Genomic DNA, 21,453 nt, shown 5'->3' on the forward strand with positions numbered 1-21,453 from the left:
ACCTTGCACCTGCCACACCAGCGGGCAGAGGCCCCTGACCAGGATGTAAGCCGGGTCGGGGGCCTTTCTCATGCCTGTCCGCATCTCCCCGCGATTCCCCCTGATTCACCGTGGTTCGGGGCACGGGTAGGGCGCGTGATCAAGACGCACGGCAGCCTGTGATCGCCTTTACGTCTCTCCCCTGCCTGATCTTCCCGTCTGCCTCGTCCACCCGAAGGGCAAGCGGATCAAGGCCATGGGGTCAAGGCTGGAGCTCCCCACTGGAAGAACGACCTTGGCCCCATGGCCTTGATCTGCTGGGCTCTGCCGGGACGTGGCGGGCGGGAAGATCAGGCTCACCTCAGCCACTGACCACCCGATCGGGCCGGCAATCGTCGATCATCCCGGAGCGGAGTCCCCGCCGGAGGCATGGTTTGACGTATTCTGATCGCACGCTTACTTCACGGCTGATCCATGCGGTAGAACCCCGGTGTGCCGAGCGCTTCAGCGTCGCTCAACTTGATCTCGGGGAACTACGCCTCTCGAAAGGTGTAGTTCATGCTGCCCGGATTGCTGGGTCAAGTAGCTGAGTACTGGTGGGTTCCTCTTGTAGCCACGGCGAGCCCCCTTGTTGCCGCGAAGGCGGCTCAGCTCATTCTCGGAGTGCTGGCGCTGAAACGAGCCGACTCGAAGGACGTTCCTGCGGTCGTTCGAGCGCTGGCTTCGTGGGGCAAGAAGTGATCCGCTGACCCGATCCCCGCGCGGCTCCCGCGCGAGACCGGCCCCCAGGCCGCACGCTCGCGCGGGGATGGCCGCGCGGGTGCGGCGGCTGCGCCGCCGCCTTGATCCTCACAATGGCAATTCGGCAGCGATTCCCCCAGAAACGGCGTATCCTGATCATTAGGCGGTGCTGGGCTGAACTCGACTCCCGAGCTGATGACAATCTTCGTAGCGATCCTCTGCATGGCCTTCCCGGAAATCTCGTACACGCGGAAGAACGTCAGTTCGCGAGACAAGAAGGGCAAGGTGGTGCGTGATGAACGAACGAACGACCTTCGGGTCTCGATCGGCGGCCGGAAAGTGGCGGCACCTCTCGTGACAGTGGTCTGTGCATCCCTGCTGGGGTGGGCGCAGATTAGCGGGGGGTCGGGTTGAGCTGAGCAACGCTGTTGATCAAATGCGTTCCGTCGTGCTGCCGTACGGCCGGCGCGTGGCCGTGCTGCAGGGCGTCAAGAACGCGGATGGCGAACGCCTCGGATGCCAGTTCTCGAACATCGTTCGCTGAGACCCAGCGGAAGGCGCGGGTCTCGTCGGTCTCAGTGAGCCGACCTCCAATGATCTTGCATCGGAAGACCAGGGCGACAATGCCTCTGGCCATGTTCTTGTAGACACCAGTCAGGGCGATGGGCTCGACCTGGAGGCCGGTCTCTTCCTTGACCTCCCGGAGAAGTCCGGTCGTGATGTCCTCGTCCGGCTCCAGCACCCCACCCGGCGCTTCCCAGTGGCCGTTGTCCCGGCGCTGGGTGAGGAGCGCGCGTCCCTGGTCATCAATGATCACACCCGCGACACTGACAGAGTGGCTGTTTGGGTGGGTCATAGGAGTGTCCTCCGCACCAGTAGACGGTAATCTCGACTGTAGTACACGTATGTACGAGTTGAGGAGTTGGCCGGTGGCCGAATCGCTGACTTTGCCGGACCTGGACCCGATCAGCGACCGGGCCGTCTTCCGTCAGATCGCCGATCACCTGCGAGAGGCGATCGAGCGCGGTCAACTCGCTGAAGGTGACAAGGTGCCCTCAGAAGCCCGACTCATGCGACACTACGGCGTCGCGCGTATGACCATCCGCAACGCGCTCCAAGTGCTTCAGAGCGAGGGTCTGACGGTAGCCGAGCATGGGCGCGGCGTTTTCGTCCGCTCACATCCTCCCGTGCGCCGACTGGCTTCCGACCGATTCGCCCGCCGTCACCGAGAGCAAGGCAAGGCGGCGTTCATTGCTGAGACGGAGGGCGCAGGCGGCAAGCCGTCGGTGGATTCCATAGAGATCACGGAAGTGAAGCCTTCGCCGGATGTAGCTGAACGCTTGAAGCTCGGTGCCAAGGATCGAGTAGTCCGACGATCTCGCCGCTACTTGATCAACGGGCAACCGGTAGAGACAGCGATCTCGTACATCCCTGCGGAGATCGCCAAGGGCACCCAGATCATGCACCCGGACAGTGGGCCGGGCGGGATCTATGCGCGGATCGAGGAGAAGGGCTACCGGCTCGATCGCTTCGTAGAGGACATCAAGTCGCGGATGCCGCTGCGGGATGAGGTTCGAGCGCTCAAGCTCGCTCCAGGCGTTCCAGTGTTTCACCTGGTCCGTACGGCTTATGCGACGGACGGCACGCCGGTAGAGGTGTGCGACACGGTGATGTCGAGCGACGCCTACGTATTGTCGTACGAACTCCCTGCCAGATAGGGGTTTACAAACTCGTCTAGAGGAGTACAAAGGAAGTAGGCAAAACTCCTCTAGTCGAGTAGACGCCTATTGGAGATCTTCCATACGAAGGGAGGCAGGGCAATGGCTCTTCCTGGAGGGATGCGGTTCAAGGTCCGTTTCGAGGACGTGTTCCCGGCCGGCTGTGTGCTGGTGCCGGGTTCGATCGCCCAGGGTGAGGACTACGACGAGAAGTCGGGTAAGCGTTCCCCGTCGAAGGACAAGGTCACGGGCGGGCGGGTCTGGACGTGCCGGGTCATGGACATGGACCCCGAGCTGGGCGCGCGTTCGCGTGAGGTGGCCGTGAAGATCCTGGCCGACGTGCAGCCGGTTCCCCCCACGGGCCAGATGTTCGAGCCGGTCGAGTTCACCGAGATGACGGTGACCCCGTACCTGAACGAGAAGACCAGGCGGCTGGCCTACTCCTACCGGGCGTCCGCGATCGTCAAGCCGAACGGCGTCAAGTCCGCTCCGGCTCCGGTGCACAAGGACGGTGCGTGATGGCGCGCAACAAGTCCTGGCAGCGGACGGCGCTGCACGTGAACGCGTCGTGACCTCGTCCTTGTGATGACCTGAGCAGGGCGGCCAGAGGCACGCTCTCGCTCGTGAGCCGCGATGGACCGGGCTACTCCATGCCAATGTTCCTGCAACGTTCTCGAAGCCCAAAAGGACGAAATCGGGATCACCATCTGTGTGTCGATTTCCGAAGTCGTCTGCACGGGTGACCGAAGTCTCGTGCACAACAAGGCGACGGCCGGGAGGTAAGACCTCGCCGTCACGGAGACAATCACGAGCCATGTGATCACGGCCCAGGCAGGATGCTCCTGTGAACTCTGTCCTATGCGGCCTCGCTACCAATCCAGCCCTTCTGCCCGATCTGGTCGACCGGCTGATCGTGGTTGCCGACGAGGACATCGCCGTGAGTCTGTCCGAGCGGGAGGACCTCACCCACGCGCAGGCGATCGCGCTGGTCTCCCGCGTCGAACAGAGCGCTGGGCGGCTCGCGGAGCGGGGGTTGCTGACGGCTGATGACGTCGATCCTGGCGCACAGCCGTTCGCCGCCCTGGCCCTGCTCACCGAGGGCGCCGGTCGCCCGGCCTGGGCGCGCCTGCTGGCGGCGGATCCGATCATCGAACGCCGGGAACGGTTGGCCGCCTGTCCCGGTCTCCCCGCCGAGGCGCAGGAGATCCTCGCCGTCGATCCGGAGGCACGGGTTGTCGCGGAGCTGGCATTGCAGGCGACTGCGGACATGGCGGCCCGGCTCGCGGCACATCCCCATGCCGAGGTCCGCTGCGCGGTGGCCGTCAACGAGGCGGCGCCGCCAGCGGTGCTGGCCGCGCTGGTCAACGGCGAGGGGCTGCCGCCGGCAAGGCGGTGTCTGGTCTGTGACCGGGAGGAGACGCCGTTCTACCACGATCCGGATTGCCCCAGGCTCGACTGCGACCTGCCGCCAGCCGCCGCATGCGACGGCTCTCATGAGTCCACCGTTCACCAGACGCGCGTGAATGCCCTGTGGAACCCGGCTACGCCCACCGCGGCCGTCGCGGCTTTGCCGATCATCCTTCGATGTTGCTGCGCTGGCCACTGGCGGTCCGCCCCGATCTGCCTGCGGCAGTCTACGAACGTCTCGCTGCCAGCCCGGAACCCGGTGTCCGCGCTGCCCTGGCCGCCAATCCCGCGATCGGCGACGACCTGATCCGCGCGCTGGCCGCCGACGCCGACCCCGACGTGCGGCGCGGCCTCGCCTTCAACCCGCGAGTGCCGCTCGAGGTGCTCACCCGTCTGGCCAACGACACAAGAATCGGTTCCACCCTGCTGCCGAGGATCGCTACCACCTCGCGCGCCGAGATCGAGGAGCTGGCCGCCTCACCACATCCGGTCATGCGGATGTTGCTGGCCGAACGACGTGACCTGCCGCCTGAGATCCGCGATGGGCTGGCCGCCGATCTCGACGCCAAGGTGGTCAAGTCCATCGCTCCGCACCCGGGACTGTCCGACGCGCGGCTGCATGCCATGGTGCGGCGGCACGGGGTACGGGTCATGGCCAAAGTGGCGAAGAACCCGGAGGCCTCACCGGCGTTGCTGGAGGACCTGGCTCGGCACGGGCCGCCGGTGCGCAAGGCACTGCGGGAGATCGCCCGGCACCCCAACGCGACGGCTGCGGCGCTATTGGTCTGCTTGTCGGATCGGCAGGCCAGACCCCTCGCCGCCGGTCACCGGGCCCTGCCGCCCCAGGCCATCGTCGAGCTGCTCACCGATGACGACTGGCAGGTGGTGGAAGCCGCGGCCGCCAATCCGGCCCTGCCGCCCGAGGTGATGTCCATGCTGGCGCCCTGAGCCAAGGCCCTGCCCGGTCATATGGAGCCGTCGAGATACCGGCGCCGGTCGATCAGCCCTGTGCACAGGTACTGCCACCCGTCCGCGTTCGTTGGGAGCGTCGGCGTAGTACCGGCGGTGTCCAGCGATGAGCGCGGTGACGCCCTCGCTGGTTGCCTCCGGGATCTTGTACATCCAGAAGGTTGCGTCGTTGCTGATGACTGGAACCGGCGATGTGGGCAAGGGCGCGAGTTGTTCCTCCGCCGGCGAAGAGCAGCTGGTGGGAATGCCGCACCAGTGTCAGTTTCCGAAGTGGTCTGCACGCCCGCCCTGGTGGGGGCGTACAGGCCACTCGGTGGTGAAAGTTCCCGATGGCATGCAGGCGTATCAGCTCGGCCTGCCATCGCATGATCAGTGCGGGCTCGGCGTGAAAGGTTTTTGCAACGAGGACGTCGGCTCATGCGTCCCTGGAAGGTGGAGTTCGAGGAGTTCGTCCGTGCCAGGAGCCATGCGCTGCTGCGCTACGGCCTGGTGCTGACCGGCAGCGCCGACGACGCGGCCGACCTGGTCCAGGAGGCTCTGCTCAAACTGAGCTCCTCATGGCGGCGTGTACGCAACAAGGACGACCCCGAGGGGTACGTACGGACGATCATGGCCCGGCAGCATGTGAGCTGGTGGCGCAGGCGACGGCTGGAGCACCTCACGGAGGAGGTTCCCGCCCCGGTCCACGAGGACGAACACGAGCTCGGCGAGATCTGGCAGCGCCTGCGGGCCTTACCGGCCAGACAGCGCGCGGTGCTGGTCCTGCGCTACTACGAGGATCTCGCCGACGAGGAGATCGCGGCCAGGCTCGGCATCTCGCAGGCGACCGTACGCAGCCAGGTCTCACGCGCCCTGGCCACACTCCGCGTCCGCGCGGACGCACTCACGGGGAGGTGGAGATGACAACCGAGGAGAAGCTGGCCCAGGCGTTGCGCACCATCGCCGACCGGGCCGAGAACCTGGACGTGCTGCCCGGCGTACTGGCCATGCGGCGGAAGCGGGCGCGCCGGCGGACCCGCGGCGCGCTCGCGGTGGTCTGCGCGGCGGCCCTGGCCTGGGGCGTGACGACCGCCTGGCCCGTACCGCAGCTTGTGGTGGATCCGGCTGGGCCGGGGCCGGCGCGCAACGCGGTCGAGCGGATGTGGCCACAGGCGGTGTTCACCATGCCCGATCGCTCCCGACCGCTGGCGGCGATCAGCGCCACCGAAGTGCTGGTCTGGAACGAGCAGGGAAGGCTCGACGTCTACGACGCCGCCTCCAGGAGTTCACGAACGGTCGCCGCTCCCAGGCAGGCGCCGCGGTATCTGGCCGTCGACCGTGAGCGGGTGGCCTGGCTCGCCGACGGGCACGTCTGGATCGCCCCTCTGCGGGCCGGTGGACAGACGAGCAAGGTCGGACCAGTTCCGGCGGAGAACGTCGATCGCCTGGCACTCGCCGGCCAGGACGTCATCTGGTCGGCGCCGCTCGACGGGGTCTGGCGGATGAGGATCGGCCGTGGAGTCCCCGAACGGGTATCCGGGTCCAAGGGCCTGCAACTCGTGGAGTGGCCATGGGCGACGGATGAGCCTCTGGACATGCGTACCAATCCGACCAAAGTCGTCAACCTGCAGACGGGAATGACCATCCAGATCCGCCCCGCGTCAGGTGTCGAGGGCCTGCGCTGCGGGCCGACCTGGTGTACCGGGACACGCAGAGACGACACCGTCGTCCAGCGCACTGACGGCAGCTGGAACCACGTCCACCAAGGGCTGCGCGGCTACCCGTATCAGGATCGGTTCTTTACTGGCTTCGGCGAGATCTACGACGCCCGCACGCGGACAACCGTGACCTTTGACGGCGCTCGACTGCCGTCGGGGGGCAGGCAGTGGTCCTCAGGCAGCGGTGTCATCTTCTGGACGCAGGGCGGCGGTGTTCGCGTGGTGAACCTGGCCGCCATTGCCCAGCCGTAGGGAGCCCGACGTAGCTACTTGTCATCACGCTCTGACCGAGGGCCGTTCGAGCTTGTTTCACAGGCAGACCACCCAATGAGCAGCGTTCGTGGCGAGACGCGTCGAAGGCGAATGCCGTTTCATGGGTCGGTGCAAAAGGTGGACGGATGAAACACTCCGATAGAACGATCTCGGAGTGCGTGCTGATGACTACCTCCGCCTGGAGGCCACGCCTGACCGATGACCTCCTGTCCAGATGCGGCGGATGGCCTCGCTCTGCTGTGCGTGGATGCATTTGGCGTGGACGCGTAGAAGAACGTCATCGCCGTGTCCTGCCCATTCGGCTACCTGGGGCGCTCGGCACGCCAGCGTTGAGCCATGTGGAGACGGCGGCATGACGTAAGGCGTAGGGGACCTCCATGAGGGGCGACCAGGCTTCGGACGGTTCGAACGCTCGTGCTCTGGCTTCATGGAAGACCTTGAGGGTCGGCGATGTCCTGGCCACCGGCCTCCGACGTTTCCGGGTTCGTCTGCGCGAGCAGCTGGTGCCGGTCGATGATCTCGCGCTGGAAGATCTTTTCGGGTTCCGTAGCGGCCCTGGGGGTGGATGTGGCCGTGCTGGCCTCATCGCCGGAGGTAAGGGGTGGGGGGCGCTGAGGCCGCCTGAGGGCCGTGTGGCGTTCGGGGCCGGGGTGCGTGCGTCCAGGCGGTCCTGTTCGGCGCTCGACCGCGCCGACCCTGTCGGGGCGGTGAAGGCGGCCGCCGATCGGGCCTGGCTGGTCGAGATGATGCGCGGCCGCACCGAATGACCGTCCGGCAACTCCCACCCCTTGCGTCCCGTCGAGGCCTTCGGCGGCGGCCACCTGCGCGAGCTGCGTGATCTGGTGGCTGATGCTCGCGTCTCTATCGCGGGTCGAGTACGCGCGTCATCCAGATCGAGTTGCCGTGTTCGACGTCCTCGTCGATGCGGTCGCTTCGGTGGAAGCCGAGCTTCTCAAGGACGCGGAACGAGGGGGTGTTCCACTCCCGCACAGTGGCCCAGAGGCGGCGACGCCCTGTTCGAATCGCGGCTTCCAAGACCGCACGGGCGGCTTCTGTCGCATAACCATGGCCGTGAGCTCGTTGTGCCAGCTCGTACGCGATCTCGGGTTCGTCGAACGATCCCTGGCCGACGGTCAATCCGCAATACCCGATGAACTCACCGGTGTCGCGCAGCTCTATGGCCAGCAACCCGAGCCCAGGAGCCGCCGTCAGCGGATTGTCAACGAGCCAGCCGCGGACGTCCTCGACCGTCGGCCGTCCCTCGGCGTCGATCCGCCGGGCCGCCGGCACTCGCGGGTCCCGCTCGAACCACAACCCGCGGAACTGCTCTGCATCCGATGGCACCCACCGTCGCAACCGCAGCCGCTCCGTCACCAGCTCCGCCGGAAGGTCCTCATATGTCCTCATCCCGACCAACCTAACCCAAGGCTGGTCAACCTCGGACGGAGACGGGGCACGACGAGCATCCGTACGAAGAGTCCCGTTAGCGGATGGCCACAGCCAACTATTTGATCTTCCGCTCGTCCTGCTTACCGGGCTTGCCCTACCTTCGGCGTCCATGCCCGCTGAGTTCTTGAGTGTTAGTGAGGCGGCCGCGTACGGCCGCTTCTCGGGTGCTCCGTCGCAGGCGGAGCTGGAGCGGTTCCTCCATGCCCTCCGCTCGGGTCCGTGCAACGAGCCGCAGTAGAACGTTGCGCAGGCCACAGGAGGGTGACGGCTGCGGTGCCCAGCCGTGAGTTTCGGTCCGGGCGTTCGGGGATGAGTCCGGCGCTCGCCATCGCGATAACACGGCGGGGATGTTTCCGCAGGTCGCGTTGCTCGCTAACAGCTCTTACGTCAAGCCGTCCGGCAGCCTCCGGTTACTCACAGCTACTTTGCGGCTGGTGGCACGGATCCGAGCGGAGGGCCTGGTACCACGAGCATTTCCACGAACTCGACTGCGGAGCCCTTGTCACAAGTCACTTCCAAGTGTGACTGCAATGGCGTGCGCCACCGTGTTCGTCGTGCCGGAAACGCCGGCACGAGCGACCGATTCGAGGGACGTAAACCGTGTACAAGAAGGTGCTCGCCACTGCGGCGTCCGCCGTCCTGGCTCTGACCCTGACTCCCGCGGGCCCCGCCGCCGCGAAGCCGGTCGTCTCGATCGTCCAGGGGTACTCAGCAACCGTCAAGGAGAACGACAGCAGCTTCTTCTGCCCCGAGAACGAGGTGTTGATCGGCCGGGCGCACCATGGGGACGAGAACGGCTCCACGACGTACTGGTGCGGCAAGATCTGGATCGACAGGACACAGGTCGCCGTGTCCACGAACCACTACCAGCTGGTCGACCCCGAGACCTACTCGTGGTTCGAGGCTCCTGAGAGCAACGCCATGGTCGGCCGCGAGCACGACGGGGACGAGAACGGCATCAGCGTGGCCTACTTCGCCATGCTCACGTATCTGGGCAGGCCCGTGACGCTGGTCAACAAGCGCTGGTCGGAGACCTACACCGAGGAGTCGCACGAGTCGAAGGCGAACCCCGGCGAGATCATGACGGGACGCAAGCACTTCGGCGATGAGAACGGCGACACCGAGTACCAGTACGCCGTGGTCACGTACTACTGACCGATTCGCCACGGAGAGGGCCCACTGGGCGCTCGCGTGGTGGCGGCGCGCCCGCCGACCCGCCGCTCCGGCTACTTGCTGGTAACGGAACAGGGCTCACATCTTTGTAGCGTCTGCCCCTTTGTGATCATGGCTCGTTCATCTAACGAACGTCTGCCGAACGTGCCCCGGATACCAGGCATGGCCTCGTCGGTCACAGGTCAAGGCTCGCCCGCTGGACTTGCCCACGCGCGACCTCCAGCACCTGTTGCGAGGCTGCGTTCATGAACTCTTCCAGAGCCCTGAGTGCTTGGTCACGGCGAGCCTTCAGCTCCACCTGGTCTTCGGAAGAATAGATTTTCCACGCGGCATCTAGTGCCTCGGTAGCTAGGTGATTCAGCGTCGGGTCTGCTGTGACGAGCTGGAGTCTGAAGAGTGCAGACTTGGCGCTCGCTCGCCGGGCGAACGAGATGTCACGTGCCGCCACATCGATCGGCCCGTCGGGATCCTCCCTGTGCCGATGCCATCGATCGTTCTGGCTGTAGCGATACGACGTCAGGGCATCGGCGAACGTACCGTAAGTCGTCAACCGTTCCTGCCACAGGCGCTCATCCCACGCATGCCGCCTCGTCTGCCGAGCGGTACGCAGTTGAAAAACATGGGCGGCCGAAGCACCCAACAGCGTGCCAGCGATCGCGATCAGACTTGCTAAAGCGCTTCCCATCTCACCAGTGGAGCATGAGCAAGACTCCGCCAGCCGCTGGCCTTCGGGAATTGACTGACTAGTGGCCCGTCACGCAGCCTCGGCCGGGTAGCTGATCCAGCTCCTGATCGGCGAGCCGGCGGCGAAGTTCGTCGTGGGTTCGACTTGGGCGTCCCCTCGTACTGGCCTGTAGAGGTGCGCCGGAGGATCAGAAGTTGGCCGTCCTGGCAGGCTCACTCAAGAGCTCCGCAACATGAGGTCTCCGTGATCCGGATGCGGTCCTTCGGAAGGGTGCAGGTACGGCTCCCATTCAGGTACGGGCTCGTCAGGAGGCTGGGTCATGCTCCGGTTCCCCTGCGTGGTACTGCCTCACGTACCGGTAGACCTTCCGACGGCTCCGCTGCCAGGCGCACTTGTAGGCGAGTTGCAGGGGCGAGTCGGCGACCGGCTCCCGCAGGACGCCGCAGGCGACCTCGCCGGCCGTGAGCTTCGGCAGCGGCCTCGCATGCCATAGACCCGCGACGTCGCACCGGACGTAGAAGCGCCTGAAGGCATCGCGCAGATCAAGGCGTGCCTTCGGTTGGGGGCTCCACCTTCACCCCAGGCCCTCGGCCCGCTTCCCTGGCGGGTGGGACGACGGCGAAGCGGTCAAGCGGCCGGCGTGGCGTTCGGGTCAGTCGTCCAACTCCTCCGACGAAACGGTCTCATCCGCGGGCGGGGGCTGTATGTCTGCCTTCATCCCCCAGTTCGACAACCGGAGATCCTCTTCGAAGGCGTAGTACGGGTTCTCTGTGGCGGACTTGTCGCGGCTGTCGTTCGGTTCGCGCCACGCGCTCCACGCCCTGCGGACGAGTTGGTCACGGCCGATCCACAACCGCCAGGACACCTTCCAGGAGGCGTACTCGCCGGTGGGCTTGCTGCGGAAGCCGATGCGCATGGCCGGGTTGACCTTGTGGAGTTGCGCGAAGGTGATGGCGCCCTCGTGGAGGGTGGTGCGCACACCGTCGTAGACTCCGGCGGGCCGCTTGCGCGCGGTGGTGGCCAACACTGCTCTGAGGGTGGCCGGGTCGCTGAGGCTGACATGGTGGCCGGACTTCAGAACGAGCCGGCAGGGCCACTCGTACGTGACCCAACTCTTGCCCGGCGGCAGCGGCTGGTCGGGGTCGGGCTCGGCGTACAGCTGGTAGCCGCGCTTTCCGATGCAGATGTTGCGGATCCCGTGGCGTCCCAAGTTGTAGTTCGTCAGGTCTGTGGCCACGATCTTGCCCTTGCCGAACCCCACGACGCCGCGCACCGGCTTGTGGGTGGACCAACTGCCGAACCAGTTCACCCGGGTACGCTGGACGATCTTCACTCCATGGCCCGGCACGAGCCGGCGCTGAATGGCGTCGGCCGGGTCCGACACGGCATCGGCCCGCACGACCGGCCCTGCAGTCACCGTGGATGCGGTCACCAGGAGAACCGCCAGGGCCATTCGTCGTCTCATGAGCCAGGGATCTTCGCAGCGGCAGATCTCGTCATGATCACGCCTCTTCGGCGGTGTAGCAGGTCGGCCGCCGTGTTCGGCTGCCCTGTGCCACACCAGCGGGAAGAGGCCCGTCACCCCGCGGTCACCGGGTCCTCAGAAGGCGGAACCAGGATTGTCCGGCCGCGTCTGTCCGGTCGGTGTGTCGCAGAACTCCTGCTTGACGAGGGCGTCCACGAGCGTCAGGAAGTCCTTCGCCGAACCTCTGGTGGCCGAGTCCAGCCAGGTCACCGAGGCGGTCAGGGTCTTGCTGCCGTCGGGCGAGCTGTACATCAGCGCGCCGTAGCCGTGCGGCGGGCTGCCGTTGTGCTGGTAGACGGTGCCGCAGCCGGGGCCCAGGTCCTGCGCCCAGATGCCGAGGCCGTAGTCCTGCCTGGGGATCGACGTGGGGATCGCCGTGCGCATCTCGGCCAGCAGCGGGGCGGGCAAGAGCTTGCCGCCGTTCAGCGCGGAGAAGAACGTGGCCAGGTCCTGGGTGGTGGAGATCAGGTCACCGGCGCCGGTCAGCAGGGACAGGTTCTGGTGGGAGAGGTCGATCACGCGGTCCTTGTACTGGTAGTAGCCGTGGGTGTGCGGGCCGGGCAGTGCCGTCGTGCGGTTGCCCGCCGCGAGGGTGCCCCGCAGTCCGAGCGGGCCGGTGATGCGCCGCTTCAGCTCGGTGGCGTAGGAGTGGCCGGTGACGTTCTCGATCAGCAGCAGCGCCACGGTGTAGTTGGTGTTGGAGTAGCTCCATTGCGTCCCGGGTTCGAAGCGCGGCTTCTTGGACAGCGCCAGACGTACCAGTTCTTCGGGCTTGTAGCTGTTGAACCGGTTGGGCACCCATTCGTCGCCGTTGGCGGGGATTCCCGGTTCGTCCATCGTCCCGTCGGGGTTGTACTCGCCGGTGTAGTTGAAGATCCCGCTGGTGTGCCGCAGCAGCATCCGTACGGTGATCCGCTCGTCCAGCCCGTAGCCGGGCAGGTAGTCGGCGGCGGGACTGTCCAGCCCGATCCTGCCCTCGGCCACGAGCTGCAGCACCATGGTCGCGGTGAAGGTCTTGGTGATGCTGCCCGCCCAGAAGCTCCCGTCGGCCGGGGGCTTGGCGGCCGAGCCCAGCTTGCGCACCCCGGCGCCGGCGGCCCAGTCGCCCTGCTGATCGCGCACGCGTAGCTGGATCCCGGTGAAACCGGCGTCGACGAAGGCGTTCATCGCCTTGCGCAGCTCCGGGCGATCCTGTGCGCTGGAGGCGGCCTTGGCGCTGGAGGCGGCCATGGCGGGGGCGGCGGCCATGGCGGGGGTGGCGGCCCCCGCCAGCACCGCCGTTGCGAGTGCCGCGACGGCCGCGCGCCGGCTGATCGTCGTGTTCATGATGTCCTCGTCTCTGGGGGCTTGGTCGCTGTTCTCAGTTCGCGGGCCGGCCGTCGCCGAACACCTCGTCGATGAGCCGCTGTGTCGCCTGCTGGAAGGCCGCCGCCTTGGACAGGGCGGCGTCGTCCACGTAGGTCACGGAGGCCGTCATCGTCTTGCGGCCGTCGGGCGTGCTGTACATCAGGGCCGCGGAGCCGGCCATGCCGCCGTTGTGGTGGTAGACGGTGCCGCCGTTCTCGCCCAGGTCCTGCTCGAAGATCCCCAGGCCGTAGCCGATCTTCGGGTCCGGCTTGCGCATCTCGGTCAGCAGTTCGGCGGGCAGCAGCCGGCCGCCGTTCAGCGCGGAGAAGAACGTGTGCAGGTCCTGGGTGGTCGAGATCATGTCGCCGCCGGCGGAGATCCAGGAAGGATTCTGGCTGGTGACGTCCACCGTGTGCTCCTGGCCGCCGTCCTCGTACCGGTAGTAGCTGTGGGCGTGCGGGCCGGTGATCTCCGTCGAGGTGCCCGGCGCCTCGGTGCCCGTCAGTCCCAACGGGCCCAGGATCAGCCGCCGCAGTTCCTCGGCGAACGAGCGGCCCGTGACCCGCTCGATCAGCAGCCTGGCCAGCACGTAGTTGGTGTTGGAGTAGCTCCAGTCCGTGCCCGGCTCGAAGCGCGCCGGCTTGGACAGCGCCAGCCGGACCAGCTCCTCGGGCTGGTGGGTGTGGAACCGGCCGTCCACCCATTCCTTGCCCGACCACGCGATTCCCGGCGCGAACGTCCCGTCCTCGTAGTACTCGCCGGTGTGGTTGAAGATCCCGCTGGTGTGCTGCAGCAGCATCCGTACGGTGATCCGGCTGTCCAGCGCGAACTCGGGCAGGTAGCCGTCCACCGGGCTGTCCAGTCCGATCCTGCCCTCGGCCACGAGTTGCAGCACCACGGTCGCGACGAACGTCTTGGTGGAGCTGCCGACCCGGAACCGTCCGTCCGCCGGCGGCTTCTCCGGCGAGCCCAGCTCGCGCGCCCCGGCGGTGCCGACCCACTCGCCGCGCTCGTCGTTCACTCGCAGTTGCATTCCGGTGGCCACCCCGGAATCGACGTACGCCTGCATGGCCTCCCGCAGTTCCGGGCGATCCTGCACGGCCACGGTGCTCGCCACGCTCACCTCGGGCGTGGCCGGAGCGGTGTCGAGGGCTGCGCTGATCTTGCGGGCCATCTCGGTCATGGTGGGGCTGGGCCTCCCGTGGGTGGCCGCTTCGACGGCGACCAGGACGGTGCGGCGGAAGTTGTCGGCCTCGGCCGGCGCCGACTTCGCGAGCAGGCTCATGGAGGCGTTCAGGGCAGGCAGCACCTGGTCGGCGAGTTCGGCCACGGTCCTGCCGTACTTCACGCCCTTGGGCGCCTTCGCCAGGACGTGCCCGACCAGGCCGGTCGCGGACGTCAGGGCGACGGAGCCCTCGGCGGCGGCCTTGTGGGCCGAGCCGGCGGCACCGGCGGCGGACATCAGCGAGACGGCGCCCCAGGCGGCGGTGCGCAGGGTGAGCTGGTCCTGGTCGGTGAGGGCGATGGGCATGGCGGTGCTCCTTCGGGTTGCTTCTGGGTTGTCGGCGACGAGGTCCGTTGGCGACGACAGGAACGCTACGGCTGTTGCCACAGTCTTGGCAAGTAGTTGCCAAGACTGATTGCCAAAGCCGCATGGCACCGACGTTGGCGCTGGGCAAGAACTTGTCTAGAAGGAGGCAAGTGAGCTACCCTCCGGACGTCGGACGACGTCAACCGCTACCCGGGAGTTCGGACATGCTCGAACAACCACTCTTCGGCCGCCGACTGAGGCAACTGAGGACCGAACGCGGCCTGACGCTCGCAGCCCTCGCGGGCGAGGGCATGTCCACCGGATACCTGTCCCGGCTGGAATCAGGGGCGCGTCAGCCCACCGAACGGGCCATCACGCACCTGGCCGCCCAGCTCGGCATCAGCCCCGCCGCCCTCACCCAGTCCACCGCCACCTCCCTGGCCGAGAGCCTGACCCTGGCCACTGGCCTGAGCCAGGACGAAGGCGGCCAGACCCTCAGCGACGCCCTGAAAACCTCCCGCGGGGAGGACCCTCTGCTGCGCTGGCAGGCCCTCTGGCAGGTCGCCGAATGGCGTCAGTGGCGTCAGGAGTACGCCGAGCAGCGCACCTGCCTCGACGAGCTGGCCACGCTCAGCGCGCAGATCGGGCTGCCCGAGCTGCAGTCCAGGGTGCTGGCCGCACTGTCGCGCTGCATGCGCAGCACCGGAGAGATCGTCGGCGCCGTCGATGCCGCGACACACGCCTACGAGCTGGCCGAACGCGAAGCGCTGCCCGCCCGCGTGCGCGCCTCCACGCTGCTGGCCCTGGTGTCGGCGCTGGCCGAGGCCGGGCGGCTTCCCGACGCCGCCCGGCATGCCGACGAACTGCTCACGCTGGCGGACCAGGTCTCGGGAACGCTGCGGGCGCAAGCCGTGTGGACCGTGGCCAACATCCGGGTCCGCCAGGGCGACCTCGACACCGGCGCGGAGCTGATGAACCAGGCCATCGACGGCTTCGACGGCCGTGACGACCTGACGCTCTGGATGCGCCTGCGCCTCGGCGCGGCCCGGCTCGACCTCAGGGCCGATCCGCCCAGAACGGAGTCCGCCCGGCGGCGTGTCACCGAAGTCCAGGCCGCGATGCCGTTCGCCGGCGCCCCCGCCATCGAGCAGCAACTGCTGGCCGTGCGCGCCCGGATCGCCGTCCTCGCCGGCGACCTCGACGAGGCCCGCACGGCCCTCGACCGGCTGACCGGCTTCGACGACCTGCTCACCTACCAGGAGCGGATGCGGCTCGACGTCCTGCGCAACCGCGTCCTGCTCCTGGAGGGCGAGCAGGACGCGGCGCTCGCCGGGCTGCGCAAGCTCGCCGAGCAGGCCCAGCAGAGCGGCAACATGGACCTGGCCGCGGACATCTGGCGACTCGTCGCCGAATCCCTGACCAAGTAGGACGCTGTTCCAGCCCGGGTGGCGGCATGCTGCTCGCTTGGAAGATCACCGATCCCTCGCTCGACCGCTCGTCCACGGTGGTGGGGTGACCGTCGAAGCCGAGCCGCGACGGCGATCCGTTCGAGATCTATGAGCATGCGTCAGATCCACAAGTCCGACTGATCGACCGGGCAGTCCGATCGCGAGGTGGCCAGTATTTCCGGCACCTTAAACGCCTGCAAGAGCGGACGAAGAATGCGTGACGCCGGAGCATGATCCGGGATGTACGCGGGATGGACCGACATTGCAGGGCCGAGGGACAACGTCGAACCTTGTATCTTCCATCAGCAGTAAGTGCAGCTCAGAGGCCATTCGGACCTCTTCTGCGTTTCTGGAGGAGACGAGGGCTGTTTCACTCTTGTCAGGTTCCGCGACAATCATCACGTGATCGATCGGTACCGCAATCTGTTCAGCCAACAGCAGTACTTTGAGGAGGCCCTCTGCTGGACCGTCGTGCAACCCCGCGATGAAGAGATCACAGTGGACGATCTCCTGCGGCGGCTGAACGGGGGCCGTGATCCCGAGAAACGCATCATGGAGTACCCCACAGAGGAGGCAGGGGAGGAGGACATGCCCGTGCTCTTCGTCTACCAGGGCGAAGGAGCCTGGGGTTTCCTGGAGTTCTCCCATGGCTTCGCCACGCCCGATCACATCCTCACTGAACTCAGCAAAGAGTCACGCGTGTGGATGACGACCTGGCACTTCAACGGGGGATACACGATTCTCTACGCGGCCGACGGCAAGATCAGGGCATGGATGCGCGACTTCATCTTCGCCGAGCACACCGTCCAAAAGGGTGATCCGGGCATCCTGGCCGAGTTCCGCGCCATGCTCGACAACCTCGACCCCGAGGACTATCGAGGAAAGCGCAGCGCGGCGTTCGCCTTCATCGAGGCGTCCACTGGCATGGGCATCGAATGCGAGTGGCTGGATGTGGAAGAGGCGCCCGTCATCGTTCTCGACAACTGGAACGAGGCATGAAAGGCAGGCTCGACTCCAGCGCTGGTGAGCGTTGAGCCCACGCCTCCGGTGAGGATACTTCGGCTCCGGGGTGATCAGGTGGCGAGGAGGTCAAACGACCGCACCCGAACCGCCTTGGCGGCCCTCCGTTCGCTGCAGATAGGCCATGGATCTCGGTATGAGATAGCAGGTTATGGCCGCCAGCACCCACGCGATCCCCAGGGCGATACCCATCCATGAGATCACCAGCGGTGTCAGAAGGACGCATTCGCTTCCGACGGCTCAACCACCCTCGCGCGCATCCACTTGTCCTGCACCCCCAACTGCATGAGGATGCTGGGAACAAGGACCACAAGCCCGATCCCCATCAACACCCGACTGCATGCCCTTAAAATCATTTGCTCCCCGTTCCGGTCAAGAGTCGCATCAGAGTAAGCGCCCCCAATACGTGGCCGATCGTAGGGCGATTGCGGGTACGAGGACGGTTGGGCGCCGCACCACCTGCGGCATCCGGCGCCGCCTTGGCGCAGCACGGTCCGTACGACCGCAAGCCGGCACTGGCACGAAATGTGCGATGCATCGAAAACGCGGACCGGACGGGCAGAGCCGCGCTACCGGGGGCCGCGTACGGAGAATTCGTTGCCGTCCGGGTCGAACATCAGGATCTGGCCGCCATCGCCCTCGTCGGCACGCGTCGCCCCGAGCGAGAGCAGGCGATCGACCTCCGTCTCCCAGTCGGCGTCGGCGGGCGTCACGAGCTCGAAGCACAATCTGTTCGTGCCCGTCTTCGGCGCCACCGGAGGACCACCCCACGTGATCTTCGTGCCGCCGCTCGGCGACTGGATCGCGGTCTCCTGGTCCTGGTCCCAGACCAGTGGCCACCGCAGCGCCTCGCTCCAGAAGTAGCCGACCTCCTGGGTGCCGTCGCAGGCCAGTGCACCGATGACGCCGGTGTCGGCGAGGAACTTGTTGCCCGCCTCGATGACGCAGAACTCGTTGTCCTCCGGGTCGGCGAGCACCACGTGTCCCTCTTCCGGGAGTTGGCCCACGTCGATGTGCTTACCGCCGAGTCTCAGTGCTCTGGCCACCGTCTGCTGCTGATCGTCCGGGGAGGTGCTCGTCAGGTCGAAGTGCGCCCGGTTCTGGCCGATCTTCGGTTCCAGGCTCGGCAGGAAGCGGACGCGGAAGCCGGCAGGGTCGGGTGGCAGGATCGCGACGTCGTCGTCAGGGCCGTCGGCCATCTTCCAGCCCAGAACCCCCGACCAGAACCGCGCCAGGTCCGAGGGACGGATCGCATTGAAGCAGATCGCGAACAATTGACTCGTCATACCTCACGCGTCCCCGATTCACCAAGATTGATACAAGTCGGGCTTCGCCGGCACAGCCTAAAGGGCGTCCACGCGACGCCGCACCTGAGTTTCGTGGCAGGCGGTCCGGACGGGGGACGCGACCGGTACACCGCTTTGCTCCCCGCCCATGGACGAGTCCTGGGCACCGACCGGCAACCCCAGCGGGTCCTGGATCCACACCTACAATGCTCACCAACATCGCCGACTTGCGTCCGTTCCCGGGCCTGACCGCGAGGGAGGACAACGATGAGGAAGCAGACCCTTCCCGCGCTCGCCCTCGCCGCCACGGTGGCCCTGTCCGCCTGCGATGGGCCCAGCGGCGGCGCACCCGCGACACAAGCGGGCCCGAAGCAGGTGCAGCCCCCGGCTCTGAAGCGAAGGGCTCTTTGGACCTGTCGCTGTTACGCGTGGTCGAGGCCGACTTCGACCCGTACAGAACGCCGGAAGAACTCGCCACGGACCGTCTCGTCGTGGCAGCCGGAACAATCGACGGCTGGCAGCAGGGCCCCGTTCTGAAGACTTATCCCGGCGGTCCTCTGGACCATCGCGTCGTCCTGCGGATGCGTGTCACGGAAGCGCTCAAGGGCGTCAAGGGGCGGAAAACGATCCCTGATGGGCTCGTTTACATAGAGCTCAGCCAGGGTGGTGTGGTCCGCGATCCGAAGGCCCCGGCTGAGCAGTGGAAGCCGCGCCCGCCCAGAGAGCTGTCCGTGACGGCCGGCTCTCCCCGGCGTGGATGCAGACGAACCGTGGTCTGGTGCTGACCTGCCAGTTCAGGGAAGACAGCCGCCAAATCGAACGGCGCCGAAGGCGTCTCAACCCCATGATCACCACTCCGATCACAACAGAGGACGTCGTAACGGCACACCGTAGAGCAGCGGACCGACAGAACGAATCTGTGTTCGTCGCTGTGATTGACGCGCCATGAGCGTGCCGTCAACCGGGCAGAAATCCACGTCGCGCGGCTCCACTCGGGGCCGGGGCGTTCACGCGTTCGTGTCATCGGTAAGAGGCCCGAGCGGGCCGCATGCTGTGTCGATCTCTCCAGACGAGATCAGATCGCGAATCGCGGCCGCCATGCCCTCGTACCCCACGTCCCGAACGGTGATCAAGTCCGAGCACCAGAAGTACCTCGGTGCCGACGAGGACCGCCCGGCCGGCTCCGACCGGGATGCCGGTGGTTTCCGGGCCGAGATCCACAATGTGGTCGTACTGGTCGCCGCTGAACCCGCGCCAGGCGCCGCGCAGTGAAGCGTCGACAGCGAGAAACGGATCGCCGTTCGTCCACAGCCGGCCCAGATGCACCCACGGTTCCCGCATTGGCCCATTGTGGGTGCCAGCTGACATACGTACGGGAAATGATCTAGGCTGGGCGCCCTTTTCCTGCGACCACATGGCGGCTGTCTTGCTTCCGTTATCGGCGATTCCCCCGCGCTGGGGAGTGCCCCTTTTGACCTTGGCGGCTCTGGCGGCTCCCGCTTTGCGTACCTTGCAGTGGCGCCTTTCTGGCGGGCCGACCTACTCGGCGCACGGCTATGCCTGCCCCTTGAGTGCCGAGCCGTGGAAACCCGGCAAGTTCGATTGGCTGGTCGAGATCAACTGGGGGACCATCTCCGCGGAGTTGTCCGGCTGGCCCACCGGCGTGATGGCGCTGGGGCTGTGTGCGACTCTCGCCCTTCGTGGCGGGTGGGGAGCATGCGCCGCATGGGTGACGGTGGCGCTGTTCGTGGTCTTCGCCGGGGTGTTCAGCCTTCCCTACGCTGTTCGGGTCATCTTGGACGATTGCCGGGAAACGCTTGAGTTCGGCGGCTGGGACATCGTCAGGTTCGGGCCGATACTGCACTATTCGATGGGCGCGGTACTGGCCACGTTCTTGGCGTTGGTCCGGCGTGCGGAGGCGGGCGGCGGCGTCCCGGGTTCCTGATCGGCAGATCGACGTCCGCTACGTCGAGGAGGCGCGCAGCGTCGCGGCGACGGACGTCGCGTGGTCGCGGTCGGCCATGAGCTGACCTTGGTGAATCAGGAGGAAATGGGTGTTGTAGGCGGCCCTCCTGGCGTCCGGGGACAGGGCGTGGCGTACCGACGACGCCGCCTGCCAGCGCGGCCGGATCGCCTCCCGCTCCGCTTCGCCCGGACGGTGATGCCACCGGCAACTCGGGCAGGCCGGCATGCCGGTCGCGTTGTCGAGGGCGAAGATGTTGCGCCGGTCGGCCGGGGAGCGGTGCGGGTCGGCGGACGGGCCGGCCATCCACTCGCCGGTGGCCTCGTCGATCGGATGGCCGGTCAGCTCCGACTCGTGACGGCGGATGAGCTCGGCGAGCGGGGAGTCGTACTCGACCGGCCCCGTCTCGCCCCGTTCGGCCGACGCCAGCGCGGCGGCCAGCACCGGGTGGTCGGCCACGCCGACCAGTGCACACTGGCGGCGGGCCTCGGCGACCGCGGCCCGCCGCTGGAGGCCGGGGGAGGCGTGGTCGATGGCCTCGGCGAGCTTCCGGTCGAAGGCGCGCAGGGCGTGCGTGGCGAGCGGGTCGCCTCGCGGAGGGTCGTTCGGAGCGCGGTCGGTGATGACGCCGCCCAGCAGCGGCGCGTTCAGCAGTGCGGGGGTGAACAGCACTCCTGAGATACGGCTTGCCAGGGCGAGGGCCGCGGGAACGCGGCCGGAGAGGTACTGGAACTCGTCCGCCGGTTCGGGGTCGAGGCCCAGCTCGCGCATGTCCTCGTTCAGCGCGTCGGGGTGGCTGCCCCAGCGCTCCTGGGGCGTCTGCGGACGGAATGCCGTCCGGATCCGGCCGTCCGTGGCGTGTTCGAAGTCGTGCGATGCCGCGTAATTGTGGCGCATGACGGAGACGGCCTCGCCGCCGTCGCGGGTCAGCTCGCGCAGCGTCTCGCGGCGGGTTCCCTCCCAGCCGCCGTATTCGAACGCGACGGTCCAGTCGCCGGCCCTGGTCACCAGCACCATGTCGCAGCAGCCTTCATTCACCCCCATGCGCTCGGCGACCTCCCCGTCGTCCACGACATGGATGTTGGCGTCGACGACGCCGAACCGCCGGAGTGTCTCGCGCTCGTCCAGGCCGCGGACGAAGGTGACGGTGTAGATCTCCAAATGCCAGTCGGTCTCCCATGCGTAATCCACGGGCGTGATTGTGCGCACCGGTTTCTCCCTCCTGAGTGATCACGGGGAGTG

The 21,453-nt window shown here is 66.9% G+C and carries 19 protein-coding genes; 11 read left to right on the top strand and 8 right to left on the bottom strand.

Annotated features, from left to right (window positions below; translation table 11 throughout):
• Positions 1 to 1,114 precede the first annotated feature (1,114 nt).
• Entirely contained in the window at positions 1,115 to 1,576 is a 462-nt protein-coding gene (locus ACIBQ6_RS21485) for an NUDIX hydrolase (RefSeq protein WP_397213823.1), read from the bottom strand.
• 73 nt (positions 1,577 to 1,649) lie between these two features.
• Here ACIBQ6_RS21485 and ACIBQ6_RS21490 point away from each other — a divergent pair, with 73 nt between their 5' ends.
• From ACIBQ6_RS21490 to ACIBQ6_RS21510, 5 genes are all read left to right on the top strand, one after another.
• On the top strand, positions 1,650 to 2,438 hold the full coding sequence (locus ACIBQ6_RS21490; RefSeq protein WP_397213826.1) for a GntR family transcriptional regulator: 789 nt from the start codon (positions 1,650 to 1,652) through the stop codon (positions 2,436 to 2,438).
• A gap of 120 nt (positions 2,439 to 2,558) precedes the next feature.
• The gene (locus ACIBQ6_RS21495) at positions 2,559 to 2,957 is read left to right on the top strand and encodes a plasmid replication, integration and excision activator (protein ID WP_397213828.1); all 399 of its coding nucleotides are present in this window, start codon (positions 2,559 to 2,561) and stop codon (positions 2,955 to 2,957) included.
• A 325-nt stretch (positions 2,958 to 3,282) separates the two neighbouring features.
• Complete coding sequence (locus ACIBQ6_RS21500) at positions 3,283 to 4,152, top strand: hypothetical protein (RefSeq protein ID WP_397213830.1); 870 nt, start codon at positions 3,283 to 3,285, stop codon at positions 4,150 to 4,152.
• Between the two features lie 1,079 nt (positions 4,153 to 5,231).
• Entirely contained in the window at positions 5,232 to 5,717 is a 486-nt protein-coding gene (locus ACIBQ6_RS21505) for a SigE family RNA polymerase sigma factor (protein ID WP_358289926.1), read from the top strand.
• A complete protein-coding gene (locus ACIBQ6_RS21510) occupies positions 5,714 to 6,763 on the top strand; it encodes a hypothetical protein (protein WP_397213832.1) in 1,050 nt (349 codons plus the stop codon). The genes ACIBQ6_RS21505 and ACIBQ6_RS21510 overlap by 4 nt, the downstream gene beginning before the upstream one ends.
• 882 nt (positions 6,764 to 7,645) lie before the next feature.
• On the opposite strand, the gene ACIBQ6_RS21515 is transcribed toward ACIBQ6_RS21510, so the two are convergent.
• Positions 7,646 to 8,191 (bottom strand): GNAT family N-acetyltransferase, encoded by a 546-nt coding sequence (locus tag ACIBQ6_RS21515; protein WP_397213834.1) that lies wholly within the window; start codon positions 8,189 to 8,191, stop codon positions 7,646 to 7,648.
• A 642-nt stretch (positions 8,192 to 8,833) separates the two neighbouring features.
• On the opposite strand from ACIBQ6_RS21515, the gene ACIBQ6_RS21520 reads away from it, so the two are divergent.
• Positions 8,834 to 9,388 (top strand): hypothetical protein, encoded by a 555-nt coding sequence (locus ACIBQ6_RS21520; protein WP_397213836.1) that lies wholly within the window; start codon positions 8,834 to 8,836, stop codon positions 9,386 to 9,388.
• Between the two features lie 193 nt (positions 9,389 to 9,581).
• Here the strand turns inward: ACIBQ6_RS21520 and ACIBQ6_RS21525 are convergent, their stop codons facing one another.
• The 4 genes from ACIBQ6_RS21525 to ACIBQ6_RS21540 form a co-directional block, all read right to left on the bottom strand.
• Entirely contained in the window at positions 9,582 to 10,091 is a 510-nt protein-coding gene (locus ACIBQ6_RS21525; RefSeq protein WP_397213838.1) for a hypothetical protein, read from the bottom strand.
• Between the two features lie 652 nt (positions 10,092 to 10,743).
• Positions 10,744 to 11,544 (bottom strand): hypothetical protein, encoded by an 801-nt coding sequence (locus ACIBQ6_RS21530; protein WP_358289915.1) that lies wholly within the window; start codon positions 11,542 to 11,544, stop codon positions 10,744 to 10,746.
• A gap of 147 nt (positions 11,545 to 11,691) precedes the next feature.
• The gene (locus ACIBQ6_RS21535) at positions 11,692 to 12,942 is read right to left on the bottom strand and encodes a serine hydrolase domain-containing protein (protein WP_397213840.1); all 1,251 of its coding nucleotides are present in this window, start codon (positions 12,940 to 12,942) and stop codon (positions 11,692 to 11,694) included.
• 34 nt (positions 12,943 to 12,976) lie between these two features.
• Positions 12,977 to 14,494, bottom strand: a complete 1,518-nt coding sequence (locus ACIBQ6_RS21540; RefSeq protein ID WP_397213842.1) for a serine hydrolase domain-containing protein — start codon at positions 14,492 to 14,494, stop codon at positions 12,977 to 12,979.
• 224 nt (positions 14,495 to 14,718) lie between these two features.
• Between ACIBQ6_RS21540 and ACIBQ6_RS21545 the strand changes: the two genes are divergently transcribed.
• Both ACIBQ6_RS21545 and ACIBQ6_RS21550 read left to right on the top strand, forming a co-directional pair.
• On the top strand, positions 14,719 to 15,921 hold the full coding sequence (locus tag ACIBQ6_RS21545; protein ID WP_397213844.1) for a helix-turn-helix domain-containing protein: 1,203 nt from the start codon (positions 14,719 to 14,721) through the stop codon (positions 15,919 to 15,921).
• Between the two features lie 423 nt (positions 15,922 to 16,344).
• Positions 16,345 to 16,941 (top strand): hypothetical protein, encoded by a 597-nt coding sequence (locus ACIBQ6_RS21550; RefSeq protein ID WP_397213846.1) that lies wholly within the window; start codon positions 16,345 to 16,347, stop codon positions 16,939 to 16,941.
• A gap of 590 nt (positions 16,942 to 17,531) precedes the next feature.
• Here ACIBQ6_RS21550 and ACIBQ6_RS21555 read toward each other — a convergent pair.
• Positions 17,532 to 18,248, bottom strand: coding sequence for a VOC family protein (locus ACIBQ6_RS21555; protein ID WP_397213848.1), 717 nt, complete (start codon positions 18,246 to 18,248; stop codon positions 17,532 to 17,534).
• A 407-nt stretch (positions 18,249 to 18,655) separates the two neighbouring features.
• On the opposite strand from ACIBQ6_RS21555, the gene ACIBQ6_RS21560 reads away from it, so the two are divergent.
• From ACIBQ6_RS21560 to ACIBQ6_RS21570, 3 genes are all read left to right on the top strand, one after another.
• On the top strand, positions 18,656 to 19,033 hold the full coding sequence (locus tag ACIBQ6_RS21560; protein ID WP_397213850.1) for a hypothetical protein: 378 nt from the start codon (positions 18,656 to 18,658) through the stop codon (positions 19,031 to 19,033).
• A 340-nt stretch (positions 19,034 to 19,373) separates the two neighbouring features.
• Entirely contained in the window at positions 19,374 to 19,520 is a 147-nt protein-coding gene (locus ACIBQ6_RS21565) for a hypothetical protein (protein WP_358289887.1), read from the top strand.
• A 142-nt stretch (positions 19,521 to 19,662) separates the two neighbouring features.
• The gene (locus ACIBQ6_RS21570) at positions 19,663 to 20,193 is read left to right on the top strand and encodes a hypothetical protein (RefSeq protein ID WP_397213852.1); all 531 of its coding nucleotides are present in this window, start codon (positions 19,663 to 19,665) and stop codon (positions 20,191 to 20,193) included.
• Positions 20,194 to 20,211: 18 nt separating this feature from the next.
• Here ACIBQ6_RS21570 and ACIBQ6_RS21575 read toward each other — a convergent pair whose 3' ends face one another.
• Positions 20,212 to 21,402: a DUF6461 domain-containing protein gene (locus tag ACIBQ6_RS21575; protein ID WP_397213854.1), complete on the bottom strand. Its 1,191-nt coding sequence runs from the start codon at positions 21,400 to 21,402 to the stop codon at positions 20,212 to 20,214.
• Between the last annotated feature and the right edge of the window lie 51 nt (positions 21,403 to 21,453).

Origin of the sequence: Nonomuraea sp. NPDC049655 (assembly GCF_044465465.1) — a bacterium.
GTDB lineage: Bacteria > Actinomycetota > Actinomycetes > Streptosporangiales > Streptosporangiaceae > Nonomuraea.